The organism is Peribacillus sp. P4_B1, from assembly GCF_056402395.1.
This window is the reverse complement of record NZ_JBFUHM010000013.1, coordinates 40,492-60,824: the sequence shown is the minus strand read 5'-3', so window position 1 is coordinate 60,824 and position 20,333 is coordinate 40,492. Positions and strand designations below refer to the sequence as shown.

Here is a 20,333-nt window from a genome sequence, read left to right as displayed (position 1 = left end):
AGCGAGCGATAAAATGGCATGGATATATATCATAATGGCAGGACTTTTGGAAATCGTCTGGGTGATCGGTCTTAAATATTCTCAAGGATTCACCAAAATTATACCTAGTATAGTAACGGTAGTTATTATAATCTATAGTTTCTTTTTACTTTCAAAAGCTTTACATTCCATTCCCTTAGGAACTGGTTACGCCGTTTTTACTGGATTGGGAACGGTGGGAACAGTAGTAATTGGGATGCTTTTTTTGGGAGAGACCATTAATCCACTAAAAGTATTTTTTATGGCTTTAATGATATTGGGTATAATTGGAATAAAAATCGATCCAGCACAACCTAAGCATTAAAGGAATTATATGATTTATACATGGTTAGGGGATGATTCAATGGCTTGGTTTTTTCTTCTTATTGCCGGATTTGCCGAGATTGGTAGTGTTATAAGCCTGAAACGTGCAGACGGGTTTAAAAAATTGCTTCCCTCTGTAGCGTGTCTTTTTTTGGGGAGTTTAAGCTTTTATTTTCTTTCTTTGTCATTAACTTCTATTCCAGTGGGGACTGCCTATGCAATATGGACCAGTATCGGCTCTGTTGGAAGTGTTTTAGCAGGAATGATCTTCTTTAATGAACCTAAAAGTTTAAGATTAACCCTATTTATAATGTGTATTATTGCAGGGGCTGTAGGTATTAAAATGACTTCTTGACATTAAGGTCAGGGTTTTAAATGGCAATAAGTAGATAAAGAAAAAAGGTACGATACCTATGGAAGAGAAGAGTGATGAAAACAATTCAAGATTGGATAAAAGAATATCCTTTAATAAACGAGTTAGTTGCTACAAAGGATGTATTTTGGCCAAATCCTAAATATGAACCATTTCAAAAGGTACTTAAAAAGCGGCCACATAATGAGAAAAATGTAAAAGATGCCGAGGAAAGGCTACAGCGTTTTGCTCTTTACATTGCTAAAGTTTTTCCTGAAACAAGAAAACTAAACGGAATCATTGAATCTCCTATTGTACCCATCCCGGCGATGCATCAACAGCTATCACACATGTATGAGCATCCATTAGAAGGGACATTTTTGTTGAAATGTGACAGCCACCTTCCCATTTCAGGTTCCATTAAAGCACGCGGGGGCATTTACGACGTGTTGAAACACGCAGAAGTATTAGCTCTTAAACATGGTTTATTGACGTAGATGATGATTATTCGATCTTTGATAGTGAAAAATTTAGAAACTTCTTTTTTCCATATGTCTGCTGATGCAAGGATATGGAAAAAAGATCTTCTTAAAAGCAAAGGAGTAACGGTTACACATTGCTGATATCGAGTATTTATGCTGATTATTCTTAATCACATTTACTTTGTCCTAGTATCAGCGCGGCTTGCTTTAACATGTCATTTTCCATTTCGAGTTGCTTATTTCGCTTTCGGAGTTCCATGAGTTCCTTTTGTTCATCAGTTAGATTGTCTTTTTCCTTAAAAGAACCCGAGTTCTGACACTGACCCACCCACTTATCTAAAGAAGAAGGAGTCAGATCATACTCACGAATAATCTCTTTTCTTGACTTACCATTTTGGTACAGCTGCACAATCTGTTGTTTGAACGCTTCGGTAAATGTTCGGCGTTCTCTTTTGGCCATGTAGATTCTCCTCAAATGTAGTATCTGTAGTCTACTTGACCTTAAAAATTCTGTCCGTGTAGCCTATTCAATCAATATTTAGAAAGTAACAAAGTCGCTCCTCATCTGAACTATAAATTCGAATTCTCCTGCTTGATATTTCTTTAATTTATGGAACCAACTTTTGCCCATATTGATGAACGGCGGAAAATCCACGTTCCTCCTTCATTTCCACAAAATCACGAAACTCAGGTTGTACCATCGCACCATTTTAAAAAATATGTCTGTTTGATAATGTTTCACTTGAACAAATATTTCGTTTCCATACCAATCAGTCATATTTTCAGTATGTCCAAGATTTAGAGATTACATGGAAGTGTGTTGAACGGAAAAATGAGTCGTTATGAATAGAAGACAACACCAACTAATCCAGAAAGAATAAGGACATAAGCTGGATGCCATCGTAATTTCAATAAGGCAAATAATGATAATCCAAAAACAAGTAATAAGCTTATCGTATGCCATGAAAAGTTCATAGCTATCATATGATTGGAAATGGCAAAACTTATCGCTGCAAAAAGGATTAAACTAGTGACAATGGGTCTTAGTCCATAAAACATCGATTGAATAATTGGATAATGATTCAATTTGCTGAAGAAGGTGGCTATAACGATTATGACTATAATTGCAGGAAGCAGGATTCCGAGAGCAGATGATATGGCTCCTGCTAATCCAGCAGTCGAATAGCCAACGAGAATGGCACTATTGGTGGTGATAGGACCTGGGGACATGCCGGAAATGGCGATTACATCGGTAAATTGTTGCGTCGTCATCCAACCATGCTGTGAGACTTCCGATCCTATTACGGGAATCATGGCGTATCCCCCTCCAAACGATACAAATCCGATAATAAAGAAGGTGCTAAACAACTCCCACAATTCCGTCATCCTTTATCCCACGCTTTCTTGAAAATTAGTTTAAACCGATAACAGGGAAATATCACCTACCTTTCATGGACCTATATGCCTGCACCCATGAAATATTCGAAATCATTCTCTTCTTCTTTCCTTTCTTTTCGGTCCATGTTGATTTTGTAACCTAATTTCCTCTTAATAGAGATGGTCACAACACCTGCTATCGCGCCTGCTAATATAGCTAAAACAGGGTGAATGAAAAAAAGGATTGGGATCCCCACTATTAATATACCTAATGTTGATTTGTCAACAATAGCCGTTTTTCCTATCTTGATAGCCGCATAGGCGATGATGGCAACTATGGAAGCTCTAATCGATATGAATGCGGATTCTATCTTTGGATTATCCTGAATGAAAAAATACAAAATGCCGAGGAGCAGTACAATTAAAAAGGTAGGAAGTGTAACACCGATCATAGCTGCCATTGCGCCCTTCATTCCGGCAATTCGATGGCCGATAAAGGTGGCGGAGTTAACGGCGACAGCTCCCGGTACAGACTGAGATAATGCAAAAACATCCGTAATTTCTTCGCTTTTCAGCCATTTTCTCTTCTCCACTACTTCTTTTTCGATTAAAGGGATCATCGCAAACCCGCCTCCGAATGTGACAGGTGCTATTTTAAAAAAGGTCCAAAATAATTGGAGCAGTGTTTTCCATTGTCCTTTCATCGTCATCAGTCCCTTCCTATGCTGCTCTATATAAATCTTATTATTAACATATCAAAGAAAAAGGAATGGGTAAATTGCAACAAAATCATCGGGTATAACAAAACGTTATACCCAGAAGATTTATCCGTTTTATAGAATTGAATAGAATCACCTGTTCAAGGAAAATAGCGTTGTTTTTCCATTTCACCATTTACCTATATGATGCTATCATTTTATTAAACTATTTATAGACATGGAGGTCGGCGTCTTGAAATTAGAAAATCTAAAAGTGTTTTGTTTAGTGGTGGATGAAGGAAGCATAAGCCAGGCAGCGAGGTTAAGTTTCTTATCTCAACCGGCGGTAACAAGACAGATTCACCAATTGGAAAATTTTTATAACACTTTGTTATTTGACCGTGAGGAAGGGAGGCTAAGGGTGACAGAAGCAGGAAAGTTGTTATACCCTTTTGCAAAAGCTATGGTGAATGACTTCAACCATTCAAAAGAAGTGATTCAGCAATCAGTGGGCGAGTACAATTTAAACCTCATAGTAGGTGCATCCCTGACTATCGGCGAGTATTTATTGCCAAGCTTGCTGGGGAGATTTAAAAAACAGCAGCCTGAAATAAAAGTGACATTAACGATAAAAAATACCCCTCGAGTTCTGGAGGATTTATCAAACGATGTCATTGATTTGGCCTTGGTGGAAGGACTCGTGGAAAACACCGATTTTATTGTAGAAAAATTCGCAGATGACGAATTGATATTGGTTTGTCCACCCGACCACACATGGAGAGACAGAAAAGAAATCCAGGTAGAGGAATTGGGAAATGAAAGGATGATCTGGCGTGAATCCATTTCAGGGACACGACTTATCGTAGAAAACATGTTAAGGGAGCATGGGATTTTAGAAAATATAGAAAACTACATGGAGATTGGAAGTACACAAGCGATAAAAAGTGCAGTCGAAGCTGGACTTGGAATCAGTATTCTGCCAAGATTGTCATTGGCCAGGGAATTGGATCAAGGTTTTTTGCGGGAAGTCGGTATTTCCGGTATAAATATAACAAGAGATCTATGGCTAGTCAGAAAAAACAAGCGTTTTAATAAAATAGGTGTGTCTAATTTTGTGAATTTTCTTCAATAGATAACTGAAGCATCAGTCTTTTTACGGTCGCATGCGTTCCTATTCACATGATGTGCAGCGTTTTTTAGGTTCTTGGTTAGTCAATCAGGATTAATGACGAGCCTTAGCATATCGTTTATGAATAAAGCGGAAGTGATTGGAACTGTTATCACTGCTGTTCATATCAGTCAGAAGGAGCAAACATATAAATTGGTTTTGTGAATACTATCCTATTTGCAGCTGGCTTACTTCTAATTTAAGGAATCTTGTTCTTAATCTTCGTTAAACCAGTTAAAGGGGTTCTCAGGTGGACTATTAGTGCAATAGTAAAAAAACTTCTCCAATATAAAATTTTTAGAGGTATTATTTTTAAATAAAAGCTTTTCTCATTCGAGAAGGGCATTATTTGTATTTGGATATTCAGCGTCCGCATCCTTTTAAGAAATGAATACAAAATTGGGCATTACATATTTTTCCCTATGAAAATCAAAGTTGATGTTCAAATTATACTGCAAACTAATTCCCTAATTTGATAATCATTCGTTAAATCCCTTGGCTTGACATAATCCCTACAAAGAGAATTATACCTAGATTGTTTACGATTACACTTTTTTTGAATTTCATACATTGAAGCCTCTTCTGCGATGTAGATGATAACTAAATTTCAGCACGGAATTTTTCTTATATTGGGAGTGGTTTAAGAAAAATGATATGAATCCGATGTTTGCAAAAAGCCTTGCACGTTAGCCTTGAACAGAAGGTAAGAGGCTTTTTGGTGCTATATTAAAGTTTTTTGGATGATTTGGACGAAAAAGGGATTCTGCTGACGTCTGGAATGAACTAAAATAAAGTGGGGGAAGAAAGATTAATATCATAAGGAAGAATACTGAAATATTATATTTTTCTTTTGATTCCACCAATTCATGAATGAAAAAAAATGTGAGTTAGGATATAATATAATTATTGTATTGGAGATTCATTCGGGAATTTCCTTTTTTTTATGGGCTTTATTAGTTTATCTCCCTGAAGAACAGGGAAATAAATTATAGCTGTATATGTTTTTGTAATAATAATTAAAGTGAAGTAGAGGGGATTGTTTTAATGGGGATGTTAGAAAAATTTATTAGTGAGACAAATGATGTGTTATGGTCATCCATTTTGATCATCATGTTGATTGGATTGGGCCTTTATTTTTCCGTACGTACGAAGTTTGTCCAATTCAGGATGGTTGGGGAAATGTTCAGACTTTTGGGGGAAGGAGCCACGGCGGAAAAAAAGGGTGTGACATCCTTTCAGGCATTTTGCATAAGCACGGCTTCCAGGGTAGGAACTGGTAACCTTGCAGGTGTTGCCATCGCAATCACGATGGGCGGCCCAGGAGCCGTTTTCTGGATGTGGTTAATAGCATTGATCGGGTCTGCTTCAGCTTTCATTGAAAGTACACTTGCTCAAATCTATAAGGTCAAGGATGGGGATGCATTCCGCGGAGGACCTGCGTATTATATGGAAAAAGCTTTGAACGCCCGATGGATGGGTATCACGTTCGCTGTATTGATTTCGCTTACATTTGGACTTGCTTTCAACTCGGTTCAAGCCAATACGATTTCAAGTGCATTCAATGAATCGTTTGGAATCGAAAAGTGGGTTACGGGTCTCATTCTGGCTGTCGTCACAGCTGTCATCATTTTTGGCGGTATCAAAATGATTGCAAAGGTATCTGAAGTAATCGTCCCAATTATGGCAGGAGCCTATGTGATAGTGGCGTTGATTATCATCATCATGAATATTACCGAGTTACCGGGTGTTTTTGTTCTGATTTTTGAAAGTGCATTTAATGGAATAAAAGAAGTGGCTGGCGGTGTACTGGGAGCTGCCATGATGCAGGGAATCAAGCGTGGCCTATTTTCAAATGAAGCTGGGATGGGTAGTGCACCTAATGCTGGAGCGACGGCAGATGTAAGTCATCCCGTCAAACAAGGACTCATTCAGTCACTGGGTGTTTTTGTCGATACGCTCATCATTTGCAGTTCGACTGCCTTCATCATTTTGTTCTCAGGTCTTTATACATCGAAAGAAACGGATGGAATCGTCCTTACCCAAAATGCACTTGGGACGGCATTGGGGTCTTGGGCTGGTATTTTCCTTGCCATTATCGTCCTGTTATTCGCCTTCAGTTCCATTGTCGGCAACTATTATTATGGAGAGTCGAACATCGGCTTCATCAATGAAAATAAGGCTTGGTTAAACATCTATCGTATCGCAGTAGTAGGGATGGTGATATTCGGTTCGCTTGCCTCACTGAAATTTGTTTGGGGGCTAGCTGACTTGCTGATGGCACTCATGGCCATTATCAACCTGATCGCCATAGCATTACTTGGGAAGATCGCTTTTGCTGCACTGGCGGATTATCAAAAGCAAAAGAAAAGTGGAAAAAATCCTGTTTTCCATGTGAACAATATTAAAGGTTTGAAGAATGTGGAATGTTGGGGAGACCCATCCGATGATGTGGATGTGAATGTGTATAAGGAGAGCTAAGCTCTAATAAAAGCTTACAGGTAGAGCCCTTGAGAAGGGATTTTACTTGTAAGCTTTTTTTGTATGATCAAGTGATTGAAAATAAGGAAAGTCAGGCTTTTTCCTCTTTTTTCTATCATGATTGAATATTGTTTTGTTTTTTACACAAAATACCTTTGTCTTTAGTACTGCTATCAATCGATGGTTGGACAATTTGAAAACTAGGAGTGAAAACTATGGATAGCAAGCAATCAAAAAATGAATCTTCAGAAATTGCTGGAAGAATATATGATGTCAGTGATTATAAACGGGAAGATGCTGTATCTTCGGGATTGGCTACAACCCACGAACAAGTCTCGGATACTTATGCGGAAGGCGAGATAAAAGCAGTCATTGATGATGTAAATGGAAAGGATATTGAGATTAAAAAAGAAGGATCCGAGGAAGAAGGCAAATGAAGTGATTTTATTTTTTAGGAACAAGAATTATCGACTGAAATTTTAGAAAATATTGATTTAAACCCCTAGCTTTTTAAGCTAGGGGATATCTAATTAATAAATTCTTTCTCTCTCCATTTTTCGAAGTAACTCTTCCTTCGTTCTTGGGACAAGGTCCTTTTCTGCGGGTATCCTTGATTGAAGAAGGGCTTGAAACATTTCAAAAACCCACGGCTTTTCCAGATGTGCTCTCATTAGAATGTCTTCATCAAGAAAAACGGATACAGGGTCCCCTTGGTATATGACCTTCCCATCGTTCATGACAACGACTTCATCAGCCCATTGATAGGCCAAATTAACATCATGGGTTGATAGAATTATCGTTTTGTCAGGATGGTGAATACTGTCCAGCAGAGACATGATCTGTCGGGAGAAATAAGGATCCAATCCAGCGGTAGGCTCGTCCAAGAGCCAGACATCGGGTTCCATGGCTAGTACGCCTGCAATGGCGACACGTTTTTTTTGCCCTAAGCTCAAAAAATGGGTTGGTCTGTCCTTTAATTCCGTTACTTCCGTTTGAGCCATCGCCCATTGTACTTTCTCGCGGACTACGTTTCTTTCCCATCCTAAATTCATCGGTCCAAACGAAATATCCTGTTGCACATTAGCGGAAAAAAGCTGAGAATCAGGATCTTGAAAAACGATCCCGACTTGTTTTCTTAATGATAATAATGCTTTACGGTCATATTTAATTTTCTTGCCCTTATATCTGATGGTTCCTGATGTTGGTTGTAAAAGACCGTTTAAATGGAGGAACAGAGTCGATTTGCCGGCTCCATTATTGCCTAATAATGCAATCTTTTTACCTTGTTGAACCGTTAGTGAAAGATCTTTTATAGCGAACGTTCCATCTGGGAATTGATGGGTGAGGCCCTCTATATTAAAAATATGCTCTTCCATTTTTGAATTGCCTCCAATTTACATATATCCATAAATAAAGATTAAGCTTCCTAGTATGATAATGGCGATCAGCCAATTGCGGGAGGAATAGGTGTAAGTATCATCGATAAATGATAGGTTTTCCTGATATCCTCTTGCATTCATGGCCATCGTCAATTGCGCAGAGCGCTGGAATACTCCCAAAAATAATGATGAGATTAGTAACCCGAGAGAGCGAATGCCTTGCCTTATCGAGCCATATCCAAGTCGTGAAGCTTGTGATAGGTGAATGGCCAAAGCTGTATCTAAAAAAATAAAGATGAAGCGATAGGTCAATTCTATTAAATCGATCAATAAAGACGGCAATTTAAGTTTCCGCAGCACTGATAGAATGACGGTAATGGGTGTTGTTAAGGTTAAGAAATATAAACAGCTTATACTGGCAAATACGACAGTGATCAAATTGATCACTGTACCAATGCTGTCATCGCTGATGAATATTTGCCAGTTTCCGGCTTTCCAAGACCACCATATATTGGATATTGGAGTGGGTTTGCTTGTAAAAGAAAAAAGGATTGTAATTGTACCTGATAATATAAAGAACCCCGGTAGTAAGAGTAATTTCAGATAATAAGAAAGTGGGATTCTTGCCGCAAAAATGATTAAAGCACTCATCACCGTAAAAGTGATGAGCGAAACGGCCATATCCCTTACAGTTAAGGAAAAAAGCAAAAGGGAGAGTGCAAAAATCATTTTTTCCAACGGATGTTCATCCTTTAGCCCATTGAAATAGGCATATTTATCAATGAGTAACATGCTTGGATTCTTCGGGCATGGCTTGTTTGGCTTGCTTATTCCTTTGTCTCATTACGCCAATGAAATATCCAATGAAACCAGCTCCGATTGCAGCTTGCAGCGCAAATAATAAGCTTTCTGTTTCTGCACCTGGTGGCTCCCAAATACTGTTGAACCATGGCTTATATTCCGGATGGATATTTGTGATGGCTTCTTCAGCTTCGCCGTCGGCACCGCCAAATTCCGTTCCTTGTTGGGTGATTAACGGTATGGTAGCAAGAATGACAACCAGGAAAAGCAGCAGTAAACTTTTTTTCATATTAACGGGCCTCCTTAGATAAAACTCGCAGCAATTTCAATTCGCCTAGATTGTATTTTTTTAAGAAATTCATCACAACGACTGTCAATAATCCCTCGCTGATTGCCAAGGGAATTTGGGTCAGGGCAAAAATCCCTGCAAACTTAGTGAATGAGGCCATGAATCCCCCTACCTCGGATGGAAAAGCAAGAGCAAGTTGAACGGAAGTTACCACATAGGTTCCTAAATCTCCAAAAGCAGCTGCCAAGAAAACGGCAAGAGAAAAAGACCACCCCAATTTAGTTGCGCCCTTGAAGACAAAGTAAGAAATGAACGGTCCGCATACTGCCATGGAAAATGCATTGGCCCCTAATGTCGTCAACCCTCCGTGAGCCAGTAATACAGCTTGAAATAACAGTACGATGGAACCCACGACACTCATGGCCAATGGTCCGAATAATATGGAACCCAAACCAACTCCTGTAGGGTGTGAAGAACTTCCCGTAACGGAAGGAATCTTCAGGGCCGATAATATGAATACAAATGCTCCCGATAGGCCGAGTATCATTTTTGTTTCTGGGTTTTCCTTTACTTTGGACCTAATCGACCGGTAACCCAAGATTAAAAATGGAAGGATAATGGCCCACCAGAATATGGCCCATTCAATCGGTAAAAATCCCTCCATAATATGCATGGCCATAGCACGTTTTGGTACAAGAAGCAATAAAATGACAAAATAAAGAATTTTCCAATTGTCTTTTTTCATTCTTTCTCCTTTCAACACTTTTAATTTTTTCTAATCAAGGCTTTTAGAAGAAAAGCGGCGCCCAACATAAAAAGCACTTCTCTAAAAAAGAAAGAAGTGCGTAATGAACAGGAATTCCATAGCATAAACCAACCACGGGCTATTCTGCCTGATCCGCACACCCATCCTCGTAGGCTGAAACAGTTTCACGCTTCATGGCAGGTCTCCTGGCTTTGGTTCATCATCCCATTACATCCTTCCCATCTCATTTGACAGTGGATTAACCTTAAGGCAATAGGACTTCCCTTTACAGTGGCGGGACCGCTCCGGATTTTCACCGGCTTCCCTTTTAAGCTGAATTTCCGAGAAAATTCAACACCATAAAACTTATGTAATTATTTTGAAAAATCTCGTATAGTTTATCATAAAGAAATAATTCCAGCTACACTCTCTTTTTTTTTTTTAGGCTAATAACGCAGAGAAGCGAGGCATGGAGCTGGATTTACCCTATTAAACTTTTCTAAACAGTCGGAATAAACTTTGAATTTTGCTAAAGTTGTTATATGATAGATAAAGTTAGCTAGAAATGTATAATAAAACCAAATATTTCATTTTAAAAGTGCTCTTGTGTGAATTATCAAGGGATAATAGGGAAATCGGTGAAAATCCGATGCAGCCCCCGCTACTGTAAACGCTGATGAAATTGTCGATGACCACTGGCTTAATGCCGGGAAGGGACAAAGTAAAATGAAGCGTAAGCCAGGAAACCTGCTTTTGAAATTGTATGATACTTTTCGGAGGGAAAGGTAGAAGGACTATGACGATTTTGGGAGATTCAGCATATTTGCCGAAGGCTCCTCATTCATATAGTTTTTTTAAAACCTTAACTCTTATGTTAAGGTTTTTTATTTTGCCTTTTCCCTGAACTCAGGAGGAAGAAGATGACTACTTGGAACTTGCAGGGTACTAATACGCATCTGTTGATTTGCAATGGAAGCAGTTGCATGAAAAAAGGCGGGGAAGAAGTAACCCAAGCGATTCGCGATGAAATTACTTCAAAGGGACTGGATATGAAAGTTCATACAACCAGGACACGCTGTAACGGAAGATGTAAGGACGCCTGCGTTGTAATTGAGTATCCCCAAGGGAGATGGTATCGGGTGGATACCCCAGATTACGGTCGGAAGATTGTAAGTAATATCGATGATGGGGAGTTTGTGCCACAGATGATCTACCAATTCAGTGATGGGGAAATGATCCCTAATCCAGATTTTCCTGCTCATACGGGTATTTCAAAGAACAAATCGTAAAAGGAGATGTCTTAATGAGTACTAACGGTAAATTATTCGTCGTGGGCTTTGGGCCAGGGAATTTTGAACACATTACCAAACGTGCTGTCGAAGCCCTTCAAGAAAGTGACTACATCATTGGTTATAAGACTTATGTTGAACTCATTCAGGGACTGCTTACAGATCAAACGATTATTAGTACGGGAATGACTGAAGAAGTATCACGTGCTCAGGAAGCAGTGAAACAAGCGGAGCTGGGAAAGAAAGTGGCTGTAATTTCTAGTGGTGATGCCGGAGTGTACGGGATGGCAGGGCTGGTTTATGAAGTATTGATTGAAAAAGGGTGGAAAGAAGATACTGGAGTGGGCATTGAAGTCATCCCTGGTATTTCTGCAATCAACTCTTGTGCGTCTTTACTTGGGGCACCTGTCATGCACGATTCGTGTACCATCAGCCTCAGTGATCATTTAACGCCTTGGGAACTTATCGCTAAAAGGGTGGAAGCTGCTGCAATGGCTGACTTTGTCATTGCCCTTTATAACCCGCGTAGCGGAAGGCGGACTAGGCAAATTGTAGAAACACAAAAAATTCTCCTTCGCTACCGTTCACCGGATACACCTGTCGGGTTGGTGAAAAGTGCTTATCGCGATCGGCAGGATATTGTCATAACCAATTTGAAAGATATGTTGAATCACGATATTGGAATGTTGACCACCGTCATTATTGGTAATTCATCTACCTTTTTATATGATGACAAAATCATCACACCAAGAGGTTATCAGAGGAAATATACATTGAATTCGGAAAAGCAAACATTGAAGCCGCATCAGCGTCTGCAAAAAGAAGCAGAACCGTGGGCATTAGATCAAGAAGCCGATTCCATGCAAGAAGCCTACGCTGAGCCTGATGGAGGGGTTGGACTACTTACAAAAGCACCAGAAAAGAAGGCGACTTCTTTTGAAATGGCGATGGAAGCCCTGTCTATAGTTAAGGGCCAAACCGTTCAGCAACCCATTAAGCCGTTTGTTCAGCAAAAAATGGAGTCGGTATTCGAACTTGCGGTCAGTCCAGGTGTGGCGAATAAACAATTCACTCCCAAACAAATGATGACACTTGCGGAAGTTGTCGGGGAAAAGGGATCGATGGAATACACGCCAAACCATAAGATCGTTTTAAAGATTCCGACAACGGATCCGGAAGTCATTACGGGGAAATTGCAATCAGCAAACTTTCTGTTATCGCCGATTGGAGATGTACTGACATTAAAAGCCTGTGATTTCTGTGATGGGGAAAAAGCGGAATCCATTCCTTTTGCGGATGAAATACACCGGGTGCTCGGCGGAATGAAAATGCCTAAGGAACTGAACATCGGTTTTAATGGGTGTGGAATGGCTTGTTATAGTGCTGTGATGGATGATATCGGGATTGTCTTCCGAAAAGGGAAGTTCGACTTATTTCTTGGAGCTAAACCGGTTGGAAGAACAGCCCATCCAGGTCAGCTGGTTGCTGAAGGCATTGAACCGGAACAGCTTGTTGAACTGATTACGGACATTGTCGGGGAGTATACGCAAAATGCCCATCCAAATGAGCKGCTTTTTAAATACTTCAAACGTGCAAAAAAGATACAGAGTTTTTCTTATCAGGACATTGCTCCCAAAATAAACATAGAGCCTGCGCCTTGTGAAGACTAATCAAGAGGGGGAAAGTAAATGAAAGCAGTTTTGTTCGTAGGACATGGAAGCCGCTTGGCTTCAGGAAACGAAGAAGTCCTTCATTTTATTAAAAATATGATTCCGGCAATGGATGACGGCTTTTTGGTAGAAACGTGCTTCTTGGAGTTTGCGGCACCGAATATATCTAAAGGCATTGATAATTGTGTAAAACGAGGAGCTACGGAAGTTATCGTCATACCAATCATTCTGTTGCATGCAGGACATTCGAAATTACATATCCCGGCTGAAATAGAGGATGGGAAAACCAAGTATCCAGAAGTGAAATTCACATATGGTCAAACGATCGGGGTCCACCATGATGTATTGACGATCCTGACAGATCGTCTTGAGGAAGTTGGTTTCGATACATCCTCAAAACAGCCTGAGACAGCAATTTTGCTAATCGGCCGAGGCGGCAGTGACGCTGATGCAAATAGTGATATATATAAAATTTCACGATTATTATGGGAAAAATTAAACGTGAAATGGGTCGAAAGTGCCTTCATGGGTGTAACGGACCCGCACGTGGATGAAGCCATTGATCGATGCATCCGCTTAGGGGCAAAAAAAATAGTGATGCTGCCATATTTCCTTTTCACGGGTGTGTTAATGGAAAGAATGGAAGATATGCTGAAAGGCTATCAAGAGCAATATCGTGATCGAGAATTTATTTTGGCGAAGTATTTTGGGTATCATCCAACCTTACAGAACATTTTGCAAGAACGTGTAATTGAAGCTAGCGAAGGCAGATCAAGTGGGGCGCGTGATCTGGAAAACTATCGTAAACATGTCGAGGAACATGGACATGCCCACCATCACCACCATCATGACCATGATCACGACCACGATCACGACCATGATCACGATCACGATGAGCAAGTAGTGGGGACATCAAAATGATTTTGTTCTTGGCAGGTACAAGTGATGCAAGGGAATTAGCGATTGAGATGAAGCAGGTGGGATTCGAGGTTTTGGCAACTGTTGTAACCGCGTCGGCGGCGAAGAGTTTGCAAGATGAAGGGATATCCACCCGTATTGGCCGATTAACTGCAGAGGATATGACATCCTTAATCTCTGAAAAAGGTTTTCAGGCTGTAGTTGATGCAAGTCACCCATTTGCCGAAGAAGCATCCAAAAACGCCCTTAACGGAGCAAAGGCAGCAAATGTTCCATATATTCGTTATGAGCGTGAAAGTCAACGGTTTCAGAATGATAAATTGATAGTTGTCCGTGATTATGAGGAAGCTGCCAAGCTTGCCGCTGCCAAAAGGGGAGTCATCATGCTTACGACCGGAAGTAAAACCCTAGCTGTATTCGCAAAAGAATTGCTAGGTCTCGAGAATACCAGAGTCATAGCAAGAATGCTGCCACGCATGGACAATATGGAAAAATGTGCACAGCTGGGCATTGAACAAAAGAATATCGTTGCGATTCAAGGTCCATTTTCCAAAGAATTAAATAAAGCTCTATATGAACAGTATGGCGTCACATTGATGATAACGAAAGAAAGTGGCAAGGTCGGTGCGGTTGATGAGAAATTGGAAGCCGCCTTGGAATGTGGAATAGAGACGATTATGATATCCCGGCCAAATGTCGACTATCAAAATGTCCATTCCAGTTTTGATCATGTCATTGCCGAATTGAATAAACAGCTAACTCAAAAATAGGAGGAATGCAAGATGGACTTTAAAACGGATTTTAAACCACTAACGGTAGACCCGGACAAAATATATGATTATAGCTTTGCAATGATAGCTGAAGAAATGGGGAATCATGATTTTTCCGAAGATGAATGGAAGATTGTCCGCAGGGTCATTCATGCTTCAGCGGATTTTGAATTGGGAAGAAGTGTCATCATCCATCCAAATGCCATTCAAGCTGGTGTGGAAGCCATTCGCAAAGGCAGGCATGTCATTGCCGATGTGCAAATGATCGAGAGCGGTACAGGCAAAAAACGTTTTCAAAAACATGGCGGGGACGTTCATTGCTATATTTCAGATCCGGATGTGATGGTCGAAGCGAAACGTTTGAATACGACACGGGCAATCATTTCGATGCAAAAAGCCGTAAAGGAAAATGAAGGGGGCATTTACGCCATCGGCAATGCACCTACCGCTTTACTTGAGCTCATCCGACTTATTAAAGAAGGGATAGCAAAACCGGACTTAATCATTGGAATGCCTGTTGGGTTTGTTTCTGCAGCAGAATCGAAAGAGGAACTCGCTAAGATCACAGAAGTGCCATTCATTACGAATATTGGCCGAAAAGGTGGAAGTACTGTCACAGTTGCCGCATTGAACGCGATTTCCCTTTTAGCTGATAGTTAAAAAATGGAAAAGAAAGTGAAGAAAGACCCCTCACAAATGCGTCATGGATATACGACTGGAGCATGTTCGACAGCCGTGACCAAAGCGGCATTGACCGCCTTGATCACGGGGGATGCGCTGGAGGAAGCAACGATTTCCTTGCCTATCGGCCGAGATGCCACTTTCACTATTGAGAAATATGATATATCGGATAATGCGGTTAGTGCAGAAACGATAAAAGATGCCGGAGATGATCCCGATGCCACCCATCTGGCACATATCATTTCTACTGTCAGCTGGTCGGATGTCCCTGGGATTATCTTGGATGGAGGGATTGGTGTGGGTCGTGTGACCAAACCCGGGCTTCCGGTTCCTGTAGGAGAAGCTGCCATTAATCCTGTACCGCGCAAAATGATTTTAACCACTGTGCAACAAACATTGGAAGAATTTAAGATCAATAGAGGAGTGAAAGTCGTCATCTCCGTGCCCGCAGGTGAAGAAATAGCGAAAAAAACATTAAATGGCCGCTTGGGGATTGTGGGAGGCATTTCCATTTTGGGAACAAGGGGCACCGTCGTCCCTTTTTCCAGTTCGGCCTACATGGCAAGTATCGTCCAGGCTATAAGTGTCGCCAAAGCGAGTGGTTGTGAGCATCTTGTCTTAACGACTGGCGGGCGAAGTGAAAAGTATGCAATGGGCCTTCTTCAGGATTTACCGGAGGAAGCCTTTATTGAAATGGGTGACTTTGTGGGCTTCTCACTTAAGCAATGTAAGAGGCAGGGAATAAAAAAGGTATCACTGGTCGGCATGATGGGGAAATTTTCTAAAGTTGCCCAAGGTGTGATGATGGTGCATTCAAAGAGTGCCCCGGTCGACTTCGGTTTTCTATCGGAAATAGCCCATAGCGTTGGAGCAGGAGATGATCTTGTTCTTGAAATCAAGAATGCAAACACAGCATCACAAGTTGGGGACATGATGTCGGCGATCAATAATTTTGATTTTTTTAATAAACTATGTGAATCCTGCTGTCACTCTGCCATAAAGCAAGTGAAGGGTGGCATTGAAATGGAAACGGCGATTTATTCGTTGAAAGGACAATTACTGGGAAGGGCTGTTGGAATTGAGTCAATCGATGAAATTAATCGGGATAGGGGATAACGGTCAGGAAAGCTTACTGCCGCAATATGCCCAATGGATTGAAGAAAGTGAAGTGCTGGTCGGAGGCGAGCGGGTCTTATCCTTCTTTCCGAACTATTCTGGCCAGAAGATTGTCATAAAGAGCGGTTTGAAGAAATTAGTGGAACAACTGCAGGATGAAACTCGTCCAACTGTTGTCTTAGCTTCCGGTGACCCATTGTTTTACGGAATGGGAGGCTATCTTTCCAGCAAAATCAACATGGAAGTTTACCCATATTTCAGTTCCATTCAGCTTGCTTTTGCAAAAATGGGTGAAAGCTGGCAAGATGCTTTCCTAGTTAGTATTCATGGCCGCAGTATGAAAGGGCTGGCCCAAAGGATTGATGGGAAAGCAAAAGTTGCCTTGCTTACTGACATCGAAAATAGTCCAAACCAACTGGCTAAATATCTCCTTTCATACGGAATGACAGAATATCGGGCATTCGTTGCTGAAAATCTTCAAGGAGAAACTGAAGACTCTGGCTGGTATGAACTTGATGAAATGATGGAGCGGGAATTCTCCCCGTTGAATGTTGTCATTTTAAAAAGAAAATCAGAAGGTCCAAGCTGGTCTTTAGGGATAGATGATGAAGAATTTTTGCAACGGAAGCCGGATAAAGGACTCATAACCAAAAAGGAAATTCGAGTATTGAGCCTGCATGCGTTGAAACTCGAAAAAAATAGCATAGTTTGGGATGTCGGGACGTGTACGGGATCAATGGCAATTGAAGCGGCTAAGCTTGCATCAGAAGGCCAAATCTTCGCAATTGAAAAAAATGAGCCTGATTTAGAAAACTGTTATCAAAACCAACGAAAATTCCGTACCGATATAACAGCTATTCATGGAAAAGCTCCGCAAGGCCTGGAAACTTTTCCAGACCCTGATGCGATTTTTATTGGCGGGACAGGCGGCGAAATGGTAGATCTAATCAATACTTGCTGCAAACGGCTGAAAGAAGGCGGCAGGATCGTTCTAAATGCTGCAACGATCGAGAATCTTTACCGGGCTAATGAGGCATTTGGGGAAGCTGGTTTTCACACTTCCATCATGCATGCGCAAATTTCCCGAAGTAAGCCAATATTGGGAATGAACAGATTCGTCCCGCTTAATCCGGTTTATATCATTACTGCACAACGAAAGGAAGACATGAATGAGTAATCTTGGTACATTATATGGCCTAGGCGTGGGCCCGGGCGATCCAGAGCTTATTACAGTAAAGGCATTTCGCGTGATTCAGGAGTCTCCTGTCATTGCATATCCCAAAAAAAGAAAAGGGAGTAAAAGCTACGCCCATCGCATCGTTGAAGTTTACATTCGTCCTGAAGAGAAGGAAATGCTGGGCCTAGTTTTTCCGATGACGAAAGATCAAGCAATTTTGGATCGGGAATGGAACGGAACGGTTGAAAAGGTTTGGCAAAAATTATACGAGGGAAAAGATGTTGCTTTCGTTACGGAAGGTGATCCCCTTTTATATAGTACGTTCATACATATGATGAAATTGATGCRGGAGTTACATCCTGAAGTCGAAATTAAGACAGTCCCGGGCATTTCTTCGTTTAATGGATCAGCGTCAAGGTTAGGTATCGCTTTGGCGGATGGTGATGATCATGTGGCGATTGTTCCGGCAAGGGATGATTATGAAGCGATGAGGAAGGCGATTGAAGATCATGATGCTGTGGTGTTCATCAAAGTGGCAAAAGTCATCGATTTAATGATTACTGTTTTAAAAGATTTAAACTTGCTTGAAAAGGCGTCGGTCGTAACAAAAGTCACATCCGATGAAGAAGTGATTTGGAAAGTGAGTGAATTGGAAGGACTTGAACTAGAATACTTAACATTGATGGTGGTGAGAAAATGAAGATATATATTGTAGGTGCTGGCCCAGGAGATCCGGATTTGATTACTGTAAAAGGATTGAACATTCTCCAAACTGCTGATGTGATTTTATATACGGATTCATTAGTGAATGAGGAATTAATTGCTAAGGCAAAACCGGATGCTGAAGTGCTAAAAACGGCTGGAATGCATTTGGAAGAAATTGTTGGCATTATGGTTGATCGTGTTAAAGAGGGAAAGATGGTTGCCAGAATCCATACAGGGGATCCTGCTATGTATGGGGCGATCATGGAACAAATTGTCCTATTGAAGAAAGAGGATATTGGTTATGAGGTGATTCCTGGCGTAAGTTCAGTATTCGCCTCGGCAGCGGCAATAGGAGCAGAGCTGACTATCCCGGATTTAACCCAGACACTCATTTTGACGAGGGCTGAAGGACGTACTCCTGTTCCTGAATTTGAGAAGTTACGTGATTTGGCAAGTCATCACTGTACGATTGCCCTCTTCTTGAGTGCGACCTTGACTAAAAAAATCGTTAAAGAACTCAAGGAAGCCGGTTGGAAGGATGATACGCCGGTCGCAGTCATTCAACGGGCAACATGGCCGGACCAAAAAATAGTCCGTACCACGTTAGTTAATTTAGATGATGATATGCGTAAAAATGGTATCCGCAAGCATGCAATGATTTTGGCTGGATGGGCGTTAGACCCTACTATCCATGATAAAGATGAATACCGTTCAAAACTATATGATGCGAGTTTTACCCACGGTTTCAGAAAAGGTGTTAAGCCATGATCATTGAATTGAAGGAAGAGGAACTTGCTCCCATTAAACAGTCTCATGCTTATGCGATCGTGGCAATTACAAAGCATGGTGTCGAGCTGGCACGAAAATTACATACCGTTTTTTCGAATTCCGATCTATATTACATGAGCAAGTTTGAAAAAGGGGACGAAGAGCATAAACAGATCCAGCTTTTTTCGGGAAGCGTCCGTATGCTTTTACCAGCTTTATTCAAGGAATATAAAGGAATCATATTAATTATTTCACTCGGGGCAGTCGTCCGTATGATTGCTCCCATTTTGAAGGATAAGAAAACGGATCCAGGTGTGGTTGTCATTGATGACAAAGGGGAAAATGTTATAAGTGTATTGTCAGGGCATCTTGGCGGAGCAAATGAACTGACTAAGGAAGTTGCTGCTGCCCTTGACGCGAAAGCTATAATCACTACGGCTTCGGATGTACAGAAAACGATTCCTGTCGACTTATTTGGCCAGCGCTTTGGCTGGATTTGGGATTCAGCAGAAAAATTGACGCCAGTAAGTGCGTCCGTTGTAAATGAAGAGCATGTTGCCGTTGTACAGGAGTCAGGTGAACGGAACTGGTGGTCGTATGAAACGCCATTACCTGAACGCATAATCATATACCCTTCAATTGAAGAAGCGCTTCAAGCGAAGCCACAAGCAGCTCTGGTCGTCACTCACCGCATGCTTAGCCAGTCGGAAAAGAGGATCCTGGAAAATGGGATCGTTTATCGTCCTCAAGTAATTGTTCTTGGTATCGGGTGCAATAGGGGAACATCGGCTGCTGAAATTGAGCAAGTGATTACAGAAACGCTAGAGGAATTATCGTTTTCCTTAAAAAGCGTGAAAGCGATTTGTACAATTTCCTTAAAGAAAGACGAAATTGGCTTGATTGAAGTAGTTAAGAAATATGGCTGGGAATTTGTATATTATGAACCGGAAGAGCTTAATCAAGCTCAAATCGAAGCGCCATCCGATACAGTTTTTAAATATACAGGTGCATACGGTGTGAGTGAACCGGCTGTCAGGATTTATACTAAAGCTGAACAATTGGAGCTGGTTAAGAAAAAATCGGGGAATGTAACCATATCAGTTGGGATCATTCCTTTTTAAGGAGGGA

Annotated in this window: 21 protein-coding genes, 2 pseudogenes and 2 riboswitches; of the genes and pseudogenes, 16 read left to right on the top strand and 7 right to left on the bottom strand. The window is 41.0% G+C overall.

Going from position 1 to position 20,333, the window contains the following annotated elements:
* The first annotated feature begins 13 nt into the window (after positions 1 to 13).
* The 3 genes and pseudogenes from AC1DVK_RS09940 to AC1DVK_RS09930 all read left to right on the top strand — a co-directional run.
* Positions 14 to 343: a DMT family transporter gene (locus tag AC1DVK_RS09940; protein WP_477626381.1), complete on the top strand. Its 330-nt coding sequence runs from the start codon at positions 14 to 16 to the stop codon at positions 341 to 343.
* Between the two features lie 39 nt (positions 344 to 382).
* Positions 383 to 697: a DMT family transporter gene (locus tag AC1DVK_RS09935; RefSeq protein WP_410861655.1), complete on the top strand. Its 315-nt coding sequence runs from the start codon at positions 383 to 385 to the stop codon at positions 695 to 697.
* A gap of 74 nt (positions 698 to 771) precedes the next feature.
* Positions 772 to 1,305: pseudogene (locus AC1DVK_RS09930) on the top strand (D-serine ammonia-lyase); the annotation flags it as partial.
* Here AC1DVK_RS09930 and AC1DVK_RS09925 read toward each other — a convergent pair.
* From AC1DVK_RS09925 to AC1DVK_RS09915, 3 genes and pseudogenes are all read right to left on the bottom strand, one after another.
* Positions 1,306 to 1,636 (bottom strand): annotated as a pseudogene (locus AC1DVK_RS09925) (transposase); the annotation flags it as partial.
* Positions 1,637 to 2,016: 380 nt separating this feature from the next.
* Entirely contained in the window at positions 2,017 to 2,562 is a 546-nt protein-coding gene (locus AC1DVK_RS09920) for a chromate transporter (RefSeq protein ID WP_410861654.1), read from the bottom strand.
* A gap of 71 nt (positions 2,563 to 2,633) precedes the next feature.
* Complete coding sequence (locus AC1DVK_RS09915) at positions 2,634 to 3,263, bottom strand: chromate transporter (RefSeq protein ID WP_477626380.1); 630 nt, start codon at positions 3,261 to 3,263, stop codon at positions 2,634 to 2,636.
* A 241-nt stretch (positions 3,264 to 3,504) separates the two neighbouring features.
* On the opposite strand from AC1DVK_RS09915, the gene AC1DVK_RS09910 reads away from it, so the two are divergent.
* From AC1DVK_RS09910 to AC1DVK_RS09900, 3 genes are all read left to right on the top strand, one after another.
* Positions 3,505 to 4,383, top strand: coding sequence for a LysR family transcriptional regulator (locus AC1DVK_RS09910; protein WP_410861653.1), 879 nt, complete (start codon positions 3,505 to 3,507; stop codon positions 4,381 to 4,383).
* 1,080 nt (positions 4,384 to 5,463) lie between these two features.
* The gene (locus AC1DVK_RS09905; protein ID WP_089363098.1) at positions 5,464 to 6,897 is read left to right on the top strand and encodes an alanine/glycine:cation symporter family protein; all 1,434 of its coding nucleotides are present in this window, start codon (positions 5,464 to 5,466) and stop codon (positions 6,895 to 6,897) included.
* A gap of 215 nt (positions 6,898 to 7,112) precedes the next feature.
* On the top strand, positions 7,113 to 7,334 hold the full coding sequence (locus tag AC1DVK_RS09900) for a YozQ family protein (protein ID WP_089363097.1): 222 nt from the start codon (positions 7,113 to 7,115) through the stop codon (positions 7,332 to 7,334).
* 93 nt (positions 7,335 to 7,427) lie between these two features.
* On the opposite strand, the gene AC1DVK_RS09895 is transcribed toward AC1DVK_RS09900, so the two are convergent.
* From AC1DVK_RS09895 to AC1DVK_RS09880, 4 genes are read right to left on the bottom strand one after another with little or no spacing between them, the layout of a single operon-like run.
* Positions 7,428 to 8,273, bottom strand: coding sequence for an energy-coupling factor ABC transporter ATP-binding protein (locus AC1DVK_RS09895; protein ID WP_089363096.1), 846 nt, complete (start codon positions 8,271 to 8,273; stop codon positions 7,428 to 7,430).
* Between the two features lie 18 nt (positions 8,274 to 8,291).
* Positions 8,292 to 9,014 carry a cobalt ECF transporter T component CbiQ gene (cbiQ, locus tag AC1DVK_RS09890; protein WP_477626379.1) on the bottom strand — a complete coding sequence of 241 codons (723 nt, stop codon included), beginning with the start codon at positions 9,012 to 9,014 and terminating at the stop codon, positions 8,292 to 8,294.
* Between the two features lie 40 nt (positions 9,015 to 9,054).
* Positions 9,055 to 9,366: an energy-coupling factor ABC transporter substrate-binding protein gene (locus tag AC1DVK_RS09885; RefSeq protein ID WP_089363094.1), complete on the bottom strand. Its 312-nt coding sequence runs from the start codon at positions 9,364 to 9,366 to the stop codon at positions 9,055 to 9,057.
* A gap of 1 nt (position 9,367) precedes the next feature.
* Positions 9,368 to 10,111 carry an energy-coupling factor ABC transporter permease gene (locus AC1DVK_RS09880; RefSeq protein ID WP_061462939.1) on the bottom strand — a complete coding sequence of 248 codons (744 nt, stop codon included), beginning with the start codon at positions 10,109 to 10,111 and terminating at the stop codon, positions 9,368 to 9,370.
* A gap of 179 nt (positions 10,112 to 10,290) precedes the next feature.
* A riboswitch (cobalamin riboswitch) is annotated at positions 10,291 to 10,488 on the bottom strand.
* Between the two features lie 202 nt (positions 10,489 to 10,690).
* Positions 10,691 to 10,880: riboswitch (cobalamin riboswitch) on the top strand.
* Positions 10,881 to 11,031: 151 nt separating this feature from the next.
* Here AC1DVK_RS09880 and AC1DVK_RS09875 point away from each other — a divergent pair.
* The 10 genes from AC1DVK_RS09875 to AC1DVK_RS09830 are packed head-to-tail and all read left to right on the top strand — an operon-like array spanning position 11,032 to position 20,326.
* Positions 11,032 to 11,400 (top strand): (2Fe-2S) ferredoxin domain-containing protein, encoded by a 369-nt coding sequence (locus AC1DVK_RS09875; RefSeq protein WP_377384626.1) that lies wholly within the window; start codon positions 11,032 to 11,034, stop codon positions 11,398 to 11,400.
* 14 nt (positions 11,401 to 11,414) lie between these two features.
* Positions 11,415 to 13,070: a precorrin-3B C(17)-methyltransferase gene (gene cobJ, locus AC1DVK_RS09870; RefSeq protein WP_477626378.1), complete on the top strand. Its 1,656-nt coding sequence runs from the start codon at positions 11,415 to 11,417 to the stop codon at positions 13,068 to 13,070.
* Positions 13,071 to 13,088: 18 nt separating this feature from the next.
* Positions 13,089 to 13,991, top strand: coding sequence for a sirohydrochlorin chelatase (locus AC1DVK_RS09865; RefSeq protein ID WP_477626377.1), 903 nt, complete (start codon positions 13,089 to 13,091; stop codon positions 13,989 to 13,991).
* Complete coding sequence (gene cobK / locus AC1DVK_RS09860) at positions 13,988 to 14,758, top strand: precorrin-6A reductase (RefSeq protein ID WP_410861651.1); 771 nt, start codon at positions 13,988 to 13,990, stop codon at positions 14,756 to 14,758. Before AC1DVK_RS09865 ends, cobK begins: the two co-directional genes overlap by 4 nt.
* A gap of 12 nt (positions 14,759 to 14,770) precedes the next feature.
* Positions 14,771 to 15,418, top strand: coding sequence for a precorrin-8X methylmutase (locus AC1DVK_RS09855; protein ID WP_089363089.1), 648 nt, complete (start codon positions 14,771 to 14,773; stop codon positions 15,416 to 15,418).
* A 3-nt stretch (positions 15,419 to 15,421) separates the two neighbouring features.
* Positions 15,422 to 16,555, top strand: coding sequence for a cobalt-precorrin-5B (C(1))-methyltransferase (locus tag AC1DVK_RS09850; RefSeq protein ID WP_410861650.1), 1,134 nt, complete (start codon positions 15,422 to 15,424; stop codon positions 16,553 to 16,555).
* Complete coding sequence (gene cbiE / locus AC1DVK_RS09845; protein ID WP_176431934.1) at positions 16,530 to 17,732, top strand: precorrin-6y C5,15-methyltransferase (decarboxylating) subunit CbiE; 1,203 nt, start codon at positions 16,530 to 16,532, stop codon at positions 17,730 to 17,732. Before AC1DVK_RS09850 ends, cbiE begins: the two co-directional genes overlap by 26 nt.
* Positions 17,725 to 18,432: a precorrin-2 C(20)-methyltransferase gene (cobI, locus tag AC1DVK_RS09840; protein ID WP_477626376.1), complete on the top strand. Its 708-nt coding sequence runs from the start codon at positions 17,725 to 17,727 to the stop codon at positions 18,430 to 18,432. Before cbiE ends, cobI begins: the two co-directional genes overlap by 8 nt.
* Positions 18,429 to 19,205: a precorrin-4 C(11)-methyltransferase gene (gene cobM / locus AC1DVK_RS09835; protein WP_089363086.1), complete on the top strand. Its 777-nt coding sequence runs from the start codon at positions 18,429 to 18,431 to the stop codon at positions 19,203 to 19,205. The genes cobI and cobM overlap by 4 nt, the downstream gene beginning before the upstream one ends.
* Positions 19,202 to 20,326, top strand: coding sequence for a cobalt-precorrin 5A hydrolase (locus tag AC1DVK_RS09830; protein ID WP_410861648.1), 1,125 nt, complete (start codon positions 19,202 to 19,204; stop codon positions 20,324 to 20,326). Before cobM ends, AC1DVK_RS09830 begins: the two co-directional genes overlap by 4 nt.
* Positions 20,327 to 20,333 lie beyond the last annotated feature (7 nt).

Bases quoted from the DNA above. Each gene is read 5' to 3' on its own strand.
- AC1DVK_RS09920 (WP_410861654.1), bottom strand. From the start codon at position 2,562: ATGACGGAATTGTGGGAGTTGTTTAGCACCTTCTTTATTATCGGATTT.
- AC1DVK_RS09875 (WP_377384626.1), top strand. From the start codon at position 11,032: ATGACTACTTGGAACTTGCAGGGTACTAATACGCATCTGTTGATTTGC.
- AC1DVK_RS09885 (WP_089363094.1), bottom strand. From the start codon at position 9,366: ATGAAAAAAAGTTTACTGCTGCTTTTCCTGGTTGTCATTCTTGCTACC.
- cbiE (WP_176431934.1), top strand. From the start codon at position 16,530: ATGAAATTAATCGGGATAGGGGATAACGGTCAGGAAAGCTTACTGCCG.
- AC1DVK_RS09915 (WP_477626380.1), bottom strand. From the start codon at position 3,263: ATGACGATGAAAGGACAATGGAAAACACTGCTCCAATTATTTTGGACC.
- AC1DVK_RS09940 (WP_477626381.1), top strand. From the start codon at position 14: ATGGCATGGATATATATCATAATGGCAGGACTTTTGGAAATCGTCTGG.
- AC1DVK_RS09830 (WP_410861648.1), top strand. From the start codon at position 19,202: ATGATCATTGAATTGAAGGAAGAGGAACTTGCTCCCATTAAACAGTCT.
- AC1DVK_RS09850 (WP_410861650.1), top strand. From the start codon at position 15,422: ATGGAAAAGAAAGTGAAGAAAGACCCCTCACAAATGCGTCATGGATAT.
- AC1DVK_RS09865 (WP_477626377.1), top strand. From the start codon at position 13,089: ATGAAAGCAGTTTTGTTCGTAGGACATGGAAGCCGCTTGGCTTCAGGA.
- AC1DVK_RS09935 (WP_410861655.1), top strand. From the start codon at position 383: ATGGCTTGGTTTTTTCTTCTTATTGCCGGATTTGCCGAGATTGGTAGT.
- AC1DVK_RS09900 (WP_089363097.1), top strand. From the start codon at position 7,113: ATGGATAGCAAGCAATCAAAAAATGAATCTTCAGAAATTGCTGGAAGA.
- AC1DVK_RS09855 (WP_089363089.1), top strand. From the start codon at position 14,771: ATGGACTTTAAAACGGATTTTAAACCACTAACGGTAGACCCGGACAAA.
- cobM (WP_089363086.1), top strand. From the start codon at position 18,429: ATGAAGATATATATTGTAGGTGCTGGCCCAGGAGATCCGGATTTGATT.
- cobK (WP_410861651.1), top strand. From the start codon at position 13,988: ATGATTTTGTTCTTGGCAGGTACAAGTGATGCAAGGGAATTAGCGATT.
- AC1DVK_RS09905 (WP_089363098.1), top strand. From the start codon at position 5,464: ATGGGGATGTTAGAAAAATTTATTAGTGAGACAAATGATGTGTTATGG.
- AC1DVK_RS09880 (WP_061462939.1), bottom strand. From the start codon at position 10,111: ATGAAAAAAGACAATTGGAAAATTCTTTATTTTGTCATTTTATTGCTT.
- AC1DVK_RS09895 (WP_089363096.1), bottom strand. From the start codon at position 8,273: ATGGAAGAGCATATTTTTAATATAGAGGGCCTCACCCATCAATTCCCA.